This is a genomic window from Streptomyces sp. B93 (assembly GCF_018070565.1).
Taxonomy (GTDB): domain Bacteria; phylum Actinomycetota; class Actinomycetes; order Streptomycetales; family Streptomycetaceae; genus Streptomyces.
In genome coordinates this window covers 67,139-79,619 of the sequence record NZ_JAGPXL010000035.1, presented here as the reverse complement: position 1 = coordinate 79,619, position 12,481 = coordinate 67,139, and the positions used below count along the sequence as shown (strand labels likewise).

General features: G+C 74.4%; 11 protein-coding genes and 1 pseudogene. 9 read left to right on the top strand and 3 right to left on the bottom strand.

Features of this window, described 5'->3' with window-relative positions; all coding sequences use genetic code 11:
• The 3 genes from KBY47_RS27195 to KBY47_RS27185 form a co-directional block, all read left to right on the top strand.
• A partial coding sequence (locus tag KBY47_RS27195) for an ABC transporter substrate-binding protein (RefSeq protein ID WP_210925400.1) occupies positions 1–1,111 on the top strand: 1,111 nt, incomplete at its 5' end.
• Positions 1,112–1,114: 3 nt separating this feature from the next.
• Complete coding sequence (locus KBY47_RS27190; RefSeq protein ID WP_210925398.1) at positions 1,115–2,854, top strand: ABC transporter permease subunit; 1,740 nt, start codon at positions 1,115–1,117, stop codon at positions 2,852–2,854.
• 1 nt (position 2,855) lies between these two features.
• Positions 2,856–4,070, top strand: coding sequence for an MFS transporter (locus tag KBY47_RS27185; protein WP_210925396.1), 1,215 nt, complete (start codon positions 2,856–2,858; stop codon positions 4,068–4,070).
• A gap of 98 nt (positions 4,071–4,168) precedes the next feature.
• Here KBY47_RS27185 and KBY47_RS27180 read toward each other — a convergent pair whose 3' ends face one another.
• Entirely contained in the window at positions 4,169–4,951 is a 783-nt protein-coding gene (locus tag KBY47_RS27180) for a CDP-alcohol phosphatidyltransferase family protein (protein WP_210925395.1), read from the bottom strand.
• Between the two features lie 107 nt (positions 4,952–5,058).
• Here KBY47_RS27180 and KBY47_RS27175 point away from each other — a divergent pair, with 107 nt between their 5' ends.
• From KBY47_RS27175 to KBY47_RS36750, 5 genes and pseudogenes are all read left to right on the top strand, one after another.
• Positions 5,059–6,054 carry a zinc-binding alcohol dehydrogenase gene (locus KBY47_RS27175; RefSeq protein WP_210925392.1) on the top strand — a complete coding sequence of 332 codons (996 nt, stop codon included), beginning with the start codon at positions 5,059–5,061 and terminating at the stop codon, positions 6,052–6,054.
• A gap of 96 nt (positions 6,055–6,150) precedes the next feature.
• Positions 6,151–6,549 (top strand): 6-carboxytetrahydropterin synthase, encoded by a 399-nt coding sequence (locus tag KBY47_RS27170; protein WP_210925390.1) that lies wholly within the window; start codon positions 6,151–6,153, stop codon positions 6,547–6,549.
• A complete protein-coding gene (locus KBY47_RS27165; RefSeq protein WP_210925388.1) occupies positions 6,546–7,724 on the top strand; it encodes a glycosyltransferase family 4 protein in 1,179 nt (392 codons plus the stop codon). The genes KBY47_RS27170 and KBY47_RS27165 overlap by 4 nt, the downstream gene beginning before the upstream one ends.
• Positions 7,721–8,713 carry a class I SAM-dependent methyltransferase gene (locus KBY47_RS27160; protein WP_210925386.1) on the top strand — a complete coding sequence of 331 codons (993 nt, stop codon included), beginning with the start codon at positions 7,721–7,723 and terminating at the stop codon, positions 8,711–8,713. The genes KBY47_RS27165 and KBY47_RS27160 overlap by 4 nt, the downstream gene beginning before the upstream one ends.
• A pseudogene (locus KBY47_RS36750) lies at positions 8,710–9,540 on the top strand (lysylphosphatidylglycerol synthase transmembrane domain-containing protein); the annotation flags it as partial. The gene KBY47_RS27160 and the pseudogene KBY47_RS36750, both read left to right, overlap by 4 nt.
• A gap of 98 nt (positions 9,541–9,638) precedes the next feature.
• Here KBY47_RS36750 and KBY47_RS27155 read toward each other — a convergent pair.
• The gene (locus KBY47_RS27155) at positions 9,639–10,406 is read right to left on the bottom strand and encodes a creatininase family protein (RefSeq protein WP_210925384.1); all 768 of its coding nucleotides are present in this window, start codon (positions 10,404–10,406) and stop codon (positions 9,639–9,641) included.
• A gap of 43 nt (positions 10,407–10,449) precedes the next feature.
• Here KBY47_RS27155 and ribA point away from each other — a divergent pair, with 43 nt between their 5' ends.
• Complete coding sequence (gene ribA / locus KBY47_RS27150) at positions 10,450–11,124, top strand: GTP cyclohydrolase II (RefSeq protein WP_210925382.1); 675 nt, start codon at positions 10,450–10,452, stop codon at positions 11,122–11,124.
• On the opposite strand, the gene KBY47_RS27145 is transcribed toward ribA, so the two are convergent.
• Complete coding sequence (locus KBY47_RS27145) at positions 11,114–12,346, bottom strand: serine hydrolase (protein WP_210925380.1); 1,233 nt, start codon at positions 12,344–12,346, stop codon at positions 11,114–11,116. The two genes, ribA and KBY47_RS27145, sit on opposite strands and share 11 nt — an antisense overlap.
• Positions 12,347–12,481 lie beyond the last annotated feature (135 nt).

The following is a 12,481-nucleotide window of genomic DNA, read 5'->3' as shown; positions in this document are numbered from 1 at the left end:
CCCGGCCGCGCTGAGCGGCGTCAGCCTCACGGCCCGCGCCGAGGGCGAAAGCGACGTACGGATAACCACCCGGCAGCCCGACCCCATCCTGCCGTTGCGGCTCACCAGCCCCAGCCTCGCCGTCCTCGCGCCCAGCGCCTACGGCGACGAAGGCCGCGTCGACCCGGTCGGCACCGCCACCGGCCCCTTCGTCCTCACCAAGCTCTCCGGCTCCGCCTCCGCCAGCCTCGACCGCCACGACGACTACTGGGGCGGTCGCGCCCAGGCATCCGGCATCGACGTGCGGTTCATCGCCGACGGCACCGCCCGCGCCGCCGCCCTGCGCACCGGGGAGGTCGACATCGCCGAGGCGGTCCCCGTGGCGCAGGCCGCCTCACTGGACGCGGGCGTGCGCCGGGAGACCGCGACCGCGCGGACCACCAGCCTGTTGCTGAACGCCAGGTCCGGGCCGTTCAAGGACCCCGCACTGCGGGCCGCCGCCCGTGCCGCCGTCGACACCGCCGCCCTCGCCGACGGGGTGTACGAGGGTTACGCCGACGCCGGCGCCGGGATCTACGGGCCCGCCGTCACCTGGGCCGAGGGCAAGCGGAAGGCGCCGGACGGCACGACGCGGGCCGCGGTCGCCGACGGTACCGCCATCACCCTCGCCACCTACGACAACCGGCCCGAACTGCCCGAGGCCGCACAGGTGTTGAAGCAGCAGCTGGAGCGGGCCGGGTTCCGGGTCACGCTGGAGGTGCGGGAGTACTCGCGGATCGAGAGCGACGCGCTCGACGGGGAGTTCGACGCCTTCGTACTGGCCCGGAACACCCTCGTCGACACCGGTGATCCCGTCGCCGTCCTCGCCTCCGACTTCACCTGCGACGGCGGCTACAACCTGGCGTCGCTGTGCGAGAAGGGCGTGGACAAGGCCGTCGCGCGCGCCGAGGCCGTCAGCGAGAGCGGGGCGCGGCAGGACGCGGCGATGGTGGCCGAGGCCGAGATCCTCGCCACCGGCGCCGTCGTGCCGCTGGTTCACCAGCGGATCATCACCGGCGTCGGCGCGTCCGTCCAAGGTGTCCTGCTCGACCCGTACGAGCGCACCCTCGTCGGCACCGGGACGCGGCGCTGACGGATGAGGGGGTCTTTCGGCGCGCTGCTGTGGCGGGTCGTGCTCGCCGCGCTGCTCGTGTGTGTCGTCGGGCTGCTGCCCTGGCTCGCGCACACCGACCCGGCGCTGACCGTGCTCAAGGCGCGGGCCATGGAGCGGGAGGCGACGCCCGAGGTGCTGGACGCCGTACGGCGTCAACTCGGTCTCGGAGAAGGCCCGTTGCGGCTGCTCGGGGAGTGGCTCGCGGGGCTGCCGAGCGGGGACGCGGGGCGGTCCTGGCTCTCCGGGGAGCCGGTGCTGCCCGGTGTCGTACAGGCGCTCGGGGTTTCCCTGCTGCTGACCGGGGCCGCGCTCGTCGTCGCGGTGGTCACCGCCGGGCTGGTGTGCGCGCGGACACTGCGCGACGGTGCCCGGCGGCGGCTGGAGGGGCGGCGGGCGGGCGGCACCGTGACCGCCGTGCTGGCCGCGCTCCCCGAGTTCCTCACGGCGTCCGTGCTCGCCACCGTCGTAGGGGTGCAGCTCGGCTGGCTGCCCGCGCTCGGCTGGTACGGGCCCCGGTGGACGGTGCTGCCCGCGCTCGCCCTCGGGCTGCCGGCCGGGGCCGTGCTCGGGCGGCTCCTCGCCGATCTGCTGCCCGGCGCCTTCGCCGAGCCCTGGGCCACGGCCGCCGCCGCGCGCGGGCTCGGCGGGTGGCGCATCGCCCGGATGGCGCTGCGCCGGTGTGTGCCCGCGCTGCTGCCCAACGCCGGGCTGTTCGTCGTCGGGCTCACGGGCGGGGCGGTCGCCGTCGAGCAGGTCTTCGACATACCCGGCCTCGGCCGCACCACCCTCCAGGCCGCCCTCGCCCAGGACCTGCCCGTCCTCCAGGCGGGCACCCTGGCCCTGCTCCTGCTCGGCGCGGCGGCCACCGCGCTCGCCCACCTCACCGCCCACCTGCTCACCGGGCCCGCCCTGCGCGACGGCATGGTGCCGAGCCTGCACCGGCGACCACCGAACGCCCGCAGGGTCCTGCCGATCGCGTACGGCCTGCTGCTCCTGGCCGTCGTCGGGCTCGGGCTGCCCCGTGACCCGCTCGTCCTCGACACCGCCGAGCGACTTCAAGCGCCGTCCCCCTCCCATCCGTTCGGGACCGACTCCCTCGGGCGCGACGTCCTCGCGCGGGTCGCGCACGGCGCCTTCGACACCCTGGCGCTCGCCCTTGCCGTGAGCGTCGTCGCCCTCGGTGCCGGGGTGCTGCTCGGGCTGCTGCCCCGGCTGTCGGGGCCGCTCGTCGACACCGTCAACGCCGTGCCGCCGGTGCTGGGCGCGCTGCTCGTCACGGCGGTCGCGGGCCGTGGGGCCGCCACCCCCGCGCTCGCCGTCGCCGTCGTCGCCTGGGCACCGCTGGCCGCCCACACCTCCGCCCTGCTCCGCCACGAACGCGCCGCCCCGCACATCACCGCCAGCCGCGCCTTCGGCGCGGGTCCCCTCTACCTGCTCCGGCGTGAACTGCTCCCCGCCGTGGTGCCGCCCGTCGTCCGCCACGCCCTGCTGCGGCTGCCCGGCGTCGCCCTCGCGCTCGCCTCCCTCACCTTCCTCGGCCTCGGCGCCCAGCCGCCGTCCCCCGAGTGGGGCCTGCTGCTCGCCGAGAACCAGCCCTACGCCGAACGCGCCCCCTGGGCCGTCCTCGCCCCCGCCGCCGTACTCGCCCTGCTCGGCGCGCTGGCGGTGTCGTCGGCCGGTGGGTGGCGGGGGCGGCGAGGGGTGACGGAGGAGGTGCGCTGACATGTCCGTGTCCCCCACTTTCCCAAAGCGGCTGCGCCTGCCCTCCCTGCTCCGCCTCCTCATCCTCACCCAACTCGCCTTCAACCTCGGCTTCTACGCCGTCCTGCCCTTCCTCGCCGAGCACCTGGGACAGGGCATCGGCATGGCGGGCTGGCTGGTCGGGTGTGTGCTGGGGCTGCGGACGTTCAGCCAGCAAGGGCTGTTCGTGGTCGGTGGCGCGCTCGCCGACCGGTACGGCATCCGGCCGGTCGTGCTGACCGGCTGCGCCCTGCGGATCGCCGGGTTCTGCTGGCTGGGGTACGCGGAACGGACCTGGGCCGTCGTCGGGGCCGTGCTGCTGATCGGTTTCGCCGCCGCGCTGTTCTCACCCGCCGTGGAGTCGGAGGTGGCCCGGCAGGCGGTGCGGTGGGAGGAGGCGGGCGGTGGCTCGCGCACCCGCGTCCTCGCGCTGTTCACCGTCGCCGGTCAGGCGGGCGCGTTCGTCGGGCCGCTGCTGGGCGCGCTGTTGCTCGCGGTGGACTTCCGTACGGCGTGCCTGGCGGGGGCGGTCGTCTTCGTCTGCGTACTCGCCGGGCATGTGTGGCTGCTGCCGCAGCACGTGCCGGGGCGGCGGCGCGTACGACTGCGGGGCGGTGGGGGCGGGCTGCTGCGGAATCGGCGCTTCCTTGCGCTGTGCTGCGCGTACGGCGCCTATCTGCTGGCGTACAACCAGCTCTATCTGGCGCTCCCCACCGAGGTGGAGCGGACCACCGGTGGGCAGGCGGCGGTGGCCTGGCTGTTCGCGCTGTCCTCACTGCTGGTGGTGACCGCGCAGCTGCCCGTCACCCGGCTGGTGGGGGAGCGGCTCGCCCCGCGCCGGTCGACGGCGGCCGGACTGCTGCTGGTCGGCGCCGGGTTCGTGCTGGTGGCGGGGGCCCGGCCCGCGGGGTGGACCGGCGCGGTGGGGCTGCTGCCCGCGGCCGGGCTGGTCGTGCTGCTGACGGTCGGGCAGATGCTGATCATGCCCGCCGTACGGGCCTGGGTGCCCGATCTCGCCGAGGAGGGCAGGCTCGGCCTCTACACCGGTGCGCTGTCGTCCGTCTCCGGCCTGATCGTGCTGGTCGGCAGTGCCGCGAGCGGTGCGCTGCTGGACTCCGGACTGCCGTCGGCGGTGCCGTGGCTGGTGCTGGCGGCGGTACCGGTGCTGGGGGCGGGGCTGTTGCCGCGCCGCGGCTGACGGTGAGGCAGGCACCCGGCCCACCTGCCGCGCCGCACCTGACAGTGGCCGTGCACCACGCCCGCTTCCCGCACGTCACCTGATGGCCGATCATCCGGTCATCCCGCCACCGGCTCCAGCACCCGCTCCGGCCCCGCCTCCGCCCCGCCCACCGCCGCAACCGCCCGCGACCGCCGCCAAAGCCACACCACATCCCGCCCGAACGACCACACCAGCAACCCCAGGGCGAGCGCCGCCAGCCCCGTCGTCGCCACTCGGGGCAGCAGGTCCGAGCCCGCGACCAGCAGCAGCACCCCCTGCAACGCGGCGACCGTCTTGCGGGCCGTGCTCGGGGGCAGCGGGGCGTTCAGCCAGCGGTACACGTACGACGCGGCGACGAACGCGTACCGCATGCCGCCGATCAGCACCACCCACGGGCCCACCGACACCGAGACCGCCACGTACACGCTCAGCACCAGGATCAGGAACGCGTCGACCTCCATGTCGAACCGCGCCCCCAGCGCGGACGACGTCCCCGTGCGCCGGGCCACCTTGCCGTCGACGCCGTCCAGGAGCAGTGCCACCGCCGTCAGGCCGACCAGCAGGGTCACCGGCGGCGAGCTGGCGAAGGAGTCCGCGACCAGCGCCGTCACCGCGCCGACCAGCACGGCGCGGCCGAGGGTGACCCGGTTCGCCGGGCCGAACGAGCGCAGCCGGGAGCGGTGCACGGCGCGGGAGAGCACGGCCCAGGTGGCGACGGCGAAGACGAGTCCGGTCAGCCAGCCCGCCGGGCCCATGCCGATCGCCGGGCCGAGCAGCGCGAGCAACAGGATCTGCACACCCGCGCCGACGGCGGGTTCCTGTAGTACCGGGCTCGCTCCATAGGGGTTGTTCAGGGCCACCGCGCATCCTCCGGCCGTGTGACAGAGTCGATCAGCGCCGCGTACTGTGCGCGGCCTGTGCACACCTCGGTACGTGGACAACTTCCCGATCGTTCAGGAGGATGCCGATGAACCGCACCGCACGTGCGTTCTGGCTCAGCTCGCCCGGGCGGGCCGAGATCCGGGAGGAGGTCCTTCCGGAGCCCGCCGACGGCGAGGTGCTGGTGCGCGCCCGCTACTCCGGCGTCAGCAGGGGCACCGAAATGCTCGTGTTCCGCGGCGGTGTGCCGCGCAGCCAGTGGGCGGCCATGCGGGCGCCGTTCCAGGAGGGCGACTTCCCCGGCCCGGTGAAGTACGGCTACCTCAGCGTCGGTGAGGTGGAGGCCGGACCGGCGGACCTGCTCGGCCGTACGGTCTTCTGCCTGTATCCGCACCAGACGCGCTACGTCGTTCCGGTGGCCGCCGTCACGCCGGTGCCGGAGCACGTGCCCGCCGAACGTGCCGTGCTCGCCGGGACCGTGGAGACCGCCGTCAACGCGCTGTGGGACGCGGCGCCGCTGCTCGGCGACCGGATCGCCGTGGTCGGCGGCGGCATGGTCGGCTGCTCGGTGGCCGCCCTGCTGGCCCGTTTCCCGGGCGTGCGGGTGCAGCTGGTCGACGCCGATCCCGCCCGCGCGAAGACCGCCGAGGCCCTCGGCGTCGACTTCGCGCTGCCCGCCGCGGCGCGCGGTGAGTGCGATCTCGTCGTCCACGCCAGCGCCACCGAGCAGGGTCTCGCCCGCTCCCTGGAACTCCTCGCCGCCGAGGGCACGGTCGTCGAACTGAGCTGGTACGGCGACCGCCGGGTCAGCCTCCCGCTCGGCGAGGCCTTCCACTCCCGTCGGCTGACCGTCCGCAGCAGCCAGGTCGGCACCGTCTCCCCGGCCCGCGCGGGCCGCACCTACGCCGACCGGCTCGCCCTCGCCCTCGACCTGCTCGCCGACCCGGCGCTGGACGCCCTCGTCACGGGGGAGTGCGCCTTCGAGGAACTGCCCGCGGTGATGCCGGGGCTCGCCTCGGGCGACATCCCGGCGCTGTGCCACCGCGTGCGGTACGGGGACCGCCCCTCAAGACCCCTGACCTGAGAGAAGACGTGCGACCGGCTGAACAAGAGAAGGACTCCGGCCGTACTACCCGGCATCCACGCGCCATCCGCGCGCCGCACCTGGAGGGTCGTTTCGTTGTTCAGTGTCACCGTCCGCGATCACATCATGATCGCTCACAGCTTCCGCGGCGAGGTGTTCGGACCCGCGCAGCGTCTGCACGGGGCGACGTTCCTGGTGGACGCCACCTTCCGGCGCGAGCAGCTGGACGACGACAACATCGTCGTCGACATCGGCCTGGCCACCCGCGAACTCGGCGCGGTGGTAAGTGAGTTGAACTACCGCAATCTCGACAACGAGCCCGAGTTCGCCGGGATCAACACCTCCACCGAGTACCTGGCGAAGGTCATCGCCGACCGGCTCGCCGAGCGGATCCACAAGGGCGCCCTCGGCGAGGGCGCCAGGGGCATCAAGGCCGTCTCCGTCACCCTGCACGAGTCGCACATCGCCTGGGCGAGTTACGAGCGTGCGCTGTGACCGACGTCAGCCTGGAGCACACCCGCCTCGCCTACGTGCCCGCGCAGGCGGCCCCGAGGAACGGCGAGATCATCCCCATGTCCCTGCGTACCGTGCACTTCGTCATGCCGGGCGGTGTCGACGACCCGGCCGTCCCGAGCGGCGGCAACGCCTACGACCGCCGGGTCTGTCTGGACCTGCCCGGCTTCGGCTGGCAGGCGCACCGGCACCTGGTCGACGGCTCCTGGCCACGCCCCGGCGCCGCGGCCCGCGCCGAACTCGCCCGCATCCTGCGGGAACTGCCCGACGGCAGCGTCGTACTCCTCGACGGGCTGGTCGCCTGCGGCGTCCCGGAGACCGTCCTGCCGGAGGCCGAACGGCTGCGGCTCGCCGTCCTCGTCCACCTCCCCCTCGGCGCCGAGACCGGCCTCGCGCCCGGACTCGCCGCCGAACTCGACACCAGCGAACGCGCGGTGCTGCGGGGGGTGTCCGCGGTGATCGCCACCAGCGACTGGGCGGTCCGCCGCCTCGTCGCCCACCACGGCCTCGCCCCCGACCGCGTCCACGTCGCCGCCCCCGGCGCCGACATCGCGCCCCTCGCCTCCGGCACCGACGGCGTCTCCGGGCTGCTGTGCGTGGCCTCGGTCACCCCGCGCAAGGGCCAGCACCGCCTGGTGGAGGCCCTCGCCACCGTCACCGACCTGCCCTGGACATGCACCTTCGTCGGCGGACTCACCCACGATCCCGGGTACGTCACCGAACTGCGCGGCCGTATCGAGCGCTACGGCCTCGAAGACCGCGTCCGGCTCGCCGGACCCCGCGCCGGTGCCGAACTCGACGCCGCCTACGCAGCCGCAGACCTGCTGGTCCTCGCCTCCTACGCGGAGACCTACGGCATGGCGGTCACCGAGGCCCTCGCGCGCGGCATCCCGGTGCTGGCCACGGACGTCGGCGGCCTCCCCGAGGCGGTCGGCCGGGCCCCCGACGGCGGAGTGCCCGGCATCCTCGTGCCGCCGGAGGACCCCGCCGCGCTCGCCGCCGAACTGCGCGGCTGGTTCGGCGAGGCCGACGTGCGCCGCCGTCTCAAGGCCGCCGCCCGCGGCCGCCGCGCCGCCCTGGACGGCTGGGCGGCGACCGCCAAGAACCTGGCCGGGGTACTGACCCGGCTCCCGACCGAACCCCGGAGGGCGGCATGACCAAGCCGACGGCCACCCGGCAGGAGGCCCAGATCCCCCGCCAGGGGCAGGTGATCCCCGGCGCCGGTCCAGCCCTCCGCCCCGGTGAGCGCCCCACCATCCGCCTCCGCGAAACCGGCACCGACGCCGACGCCGACGCGGCGGCCGGGCCCGAGGAGCCGCCCCGGTACGCGCCCGAGTGGCTGCAACTGCGCGAGGGCGCCGACGCGGCGGCCCGGGCGCCGGAACTGCTCGACCCGCTGCGGATCCGGCTGGCGAACCTGCCCGGCCGGGCGGGCGGGCTGACCGTCCACGACCTGGGCTGCGGCACCGGGTCGATGGGACGCTGGCTGGCCCCCCGCCTCGACGGCCCCCAGCACTGGGTCCTGCACGACCGCGACCCCTACCTCCTGCACTTCGCCGCCGTCTCCTCGCCGCGCTCCGCCGCCGACGGCAGCCGGGTCAGCGTGGAGACCCGGCGCGGTGACGTGGCCCGGCTGACCCCGGACGCGCTGGTCGGGGCCTCCCTGGTGACGGCGTCCGCGTTGCTCGACGTCCTCACCCCCGAGGAGGTCGACACCCTCGCCGCGGCCTGCGCCGGGGCCGGGTGCCCGGCGCTGCTCACCCTGACGGTGGCGGGACGGGTCGACCTGAGCCCTGGCGATCCGCTGGACGCCGAGATCACCGAGGCGTTCAACGCCCACCAGCGGCGCACCGGACTGCTCGGGCCCGACGCGGTCACCGCCGCCCGCGAGGCGTTCGCCGCACACGGCGCCACCGTCCAGGTGCGGCCCAGCCCGTGGCGGCTCGACGCCGCCGACAGCGACCTGACCGCGCAGTGGCTGCGCGGCTGGGTCGGCGCCGCCGTGGAGCAGCGGCCCGAACTGGCCGCACCCGCCGAGAAGTACCTCGCCGCCCGGCTCGCCGCCTGCGGCGCGGGCGAACTGCGGGTCACCGTCCACCACAGCGACCTGCTGGCGCTGGCCCGTCCGCGGGGCGGCGCCTCATGAGTGCCACGGCGGGGGCGCAGACCCCGCGCCGCGCCCTGCGCGCCCACCTCGGCACCCTGGTCGGCGTCGCCATCCTCGCCGTACTGCTGTGGCGGCTGGGCACCGGGCCGCTGCTGACCGGGCTGCGGCGCGTGGACGCGGCGGCGCTGTCCGCCGCCGTCGCGATCGGGCTGGTCACGACCGTGTTCAGCGCGTGGCGCTGGCAGTTGGTGGCCCGCGGGCTGCGCATCCGGCTGCCGCTCGGCGGGGCCGTCGCCGACTACTACCGGGCGCTGTTCCTGAACGCGGCCCTGCCCGGCGGGGTGCTGGGCGACGTGCACCGCGCGGTGCGGCACGGGCGCGGCGCCGGGGACCTCGGCAAGGGTGTGCGGTCGGTGGTGCTGGAACGGGCGGCGGGACAGATCGTCCTGGCCGTGGTGGGGGTGGGCGTGCTGCTGGTCGTGCCGTCGCCGGTGCGCGGCGCGGTACGGCACGGTGTGCCGCCGGTGGTGATCGCCGCGGTCGGGGCGCTCGCCGTGCTCCTGGCGCTGCGGATGAACCGGTCCTCCGCCGTCCGCAGGCGGCGCGCCTTCGCCGCGGAGGTCCGCGAGGCCCTGCTGTCCCGGCGCAACGGGCCGGGTGTCGTCGGCTCGTCCGTCGTCGTGCTCGCCGGGCACCTCGCGACGTTCGTGCTGGCCGCGCGGGTCGCCGGGGTCGAGGCCCCCGTGCCGGTACTGCTACCGCTGGCGGTGCTGGCGCTGCTCGCGATGAGCGTGCCGCTGAACGTGGGCGGGTTCGGGCCCCGGGAGGGCGTCGCCGCCTGGGCGTTCGGGGCGGCGGGCCTCGGCGCGGGCAGTGGCCTCTCGGTGGCCGTCGTCTACGGCGTACTGACGTTCGCGGCGGCACTGCCCGGCGCCCTGGTGCTGCTGGCGCGCCGCTACGAGAACTACGCCCCCTCGGTGCCCGCCCCGGTGAGCACCGTGAGGCACTCCCCGAAGGACTCCGTCAAACTCGCCAGCAATGCCTTCCCCTTTTCCGCGGCACCGAGGGAAGGACGGCCGATGACCCCCGAATCGGTATAGGCGGACATTCCGACGGTGAGCAGCCGGCGCCGGTCGTCGGCGATGAAATCGGCGGTCTCGTAACCGGGCCGGACCAATTCCGGATGAGTGTGCAGAAGGATGGAGGTCTCAATTTCCCCCGCGTGCATGTCGGTGAGCAGTGAGGTCCGCACCCCGGCCCGCTGCCGCGCCGTCTCCCAGTCCTCCGCGGCCGGGAACAGCGCCATTCGCTCACCGCGGGCGGCGGACTCCTGAACGACATTGCCCAGGACGTAGTTCCCGCCGTGCCCGTTGACCAGCACCAGGGCGTCGACACCCGAGCGGCGGAGCGACGCCGCTATGTCCCCGATCACCGCGTGAAGGGTCACGGAGGAGATGCTGACGGTTCCCGGACAGGCCGCGTGCTCGTGCGAGCAGGAGATCGTCACCGGAGGAAGGAGGTGCACGGGGTGGACCGAGGCGATCTCCCCGGCGATCGCGCAGGCCACGAGCGTGTCGGTGGTCAGCGGAAGGTACGCGCCGTGCTGCTCGAAGCTGCCCACGGGAAGGACGGCGACCTGCCGTGCGGCGCCCGCGCCCCGAGCCCTCACGTCCTCCGTGGTGTCCGTCGGCAGCAGTTCGTGCGCGGCCGACCGTGTCTGAGAACCACTCATTTCTTTCCCGGCCCTTCATCTCTGCATTAGGAACTCGAGAATCATGACAGAAAACCTCGGCGTTATCGGCACCAAGTCTCCACAGCGCACCGGCGTGGAACGCGTCGTGAATGCCCCGCTGCCCACCGTCTACGGTGAATTCCGGGCGGTCGGCTATCTCGACCACGACCGGGGCGACGAACAAGTGGCCCTGGTCCACGGTGACATCGGCAGCGAGAACGTCCTCACCCGGCTGCACTCGGAGTGCCTCACCGGAGACGCGTTCGGCTCCCAGCACTGCGAGTGCGGCGACCAGCTGGCCTCCGCGCTGCGCGCCGTCGTGGCCGAAGGGCGCGGGGTCGTCGTCTACTTGAGGGGGCACGAGGGCCGCGGCATCGGCCTGCTCGCCAAGCTGCGCGCGATGGCGCTCCAGGCGGAGGGCCTGGACACGGTCGAGGCGAACCTCGCCCTCGGACTGCCGGTCGACGCCCGGGACTACGGTGTCGCCGCCGGGATCCTGCACGACCTGGGCGTGAACTCGGTCCGTCTGATGTCCAACAACCCCCGCAAACGCGAGGCGTTGGTGCGGCACGGCATCGAGGTCGCCGAGCAGGTGCCGCTGCTGATACCGCCGTGCGAGAGCAACATCACCTATCTGCGCACCAAGCGGGAGCGCCTGGACCACCATCTGCCCCACCTGGACGCGGTGGTGCCGCGGGCGGCCGGGGTCAGTCCCTGACGACCGCCTCGTGCACCAGCCGCTTCAGGTCGCCGAAGACCGTGTGCGAGGACCGGGGCCGCACCTGTGTCATGAACTGCACGGTCAGATCACGGCTCGGGTCGACCCAGAACGCCGTGGTCGCCACCCCGGTCCAGCCGAACGTGCCGAGCCCCGACGGCGCCTTGGTGCGGTCGGGGTCGATCACGACGGAGACACCGAGGCCGAAGCCGACGCCCTCGTTGCCGGGTTCGTCATGGGCGGGACGGCTGCCGAAGGCGCGCAGGTCGGCGCCGCCGGGGAGGTGGTTGGCGGTCATCAGGTCGACCGTCCCGGGAGCGAGCAGCCGTACGCCGTCGAGTTCGCCGCGCCGCCGCAGCAGCTCCGCGAAGCGGTGCACGTCCAGGGCGGAGGCGACCATGCCGCCGCTGCCGGAGAGGAACCTCGGCCGGCCGTGCAGCGGCAGCCCGGGCGTCGGCGCGATACCGCCGTCCTCCCTCTCCCCGTACAGCTCGGCCAGCCGCCCGGCCTGGTCGGCGTCCACCTCGAAACCGGCGTCCGGCATGCCCAGCGGGCGGAAGATCCGCTCGGCGAAGAAGACGTCCAGCGGCTGCCCGGACACCACCTCGACGACCCGGCCCAGCACATTGCTGGCCACGGAGTAGTTCCACTCGGTGCCCGGCTCGAACTGGAGCGGCAGTGAGGCGTACACGTCGATGGTCTCGGCCAGGTCGGCGCCCGGCGGCACCGAGGACTCCAGGCCCGCCGCGCGGTAGGCGGCGTCGACGGGGTGCGCGTGGTAGAAGCCGAAGGTCAGGCCCGCGGTATGGGTCATCAGATGCCGGATCAGGATCGGCCGCTCGACGGGCCGGGTCCGGATGCCGTCCCCGGAGCCGTCCACGTACACGCGGGCGTCGGCGAACGCGGGCAGATGGCGGGAGACCGGGTCGTCGAGCCCCAGCCCGCCCTCCTCGACCAGCAGCAGCGCGGCGACCGAGGTGACCGGCTTGGTCATGGAGTAGATCCGCCACAGCGTGTCGGCCTCGACGTGCAGCCCGGCGGCGAGGTCGCGGTGGCCGTGTGCCGTGAGGTGCGCGACCCGGCCGCCGCGGGCCACGGCGACGAGGAAGCCCGGCAGCCGCCCCTCGTCCACGAACTGGGCGAAGTGCCGGTCGAGACGGTCCAGCGCCTTCGCGTCCAGCCCCACCTCTCCCGGTTCGACCTCTTGCCGCAGTGCCGCCATTGCTCGCCTCCGGTGCGCTCCGCTCCGCCTCACACCCCAATCGTCGCGCAGGGAACGCCCGACCGCTCCCCTTTCACGTCCTTGATCGACGATCGTCAAGTGCCGCTGACCGTTGCCGCTTTGTCCCCGGACGTG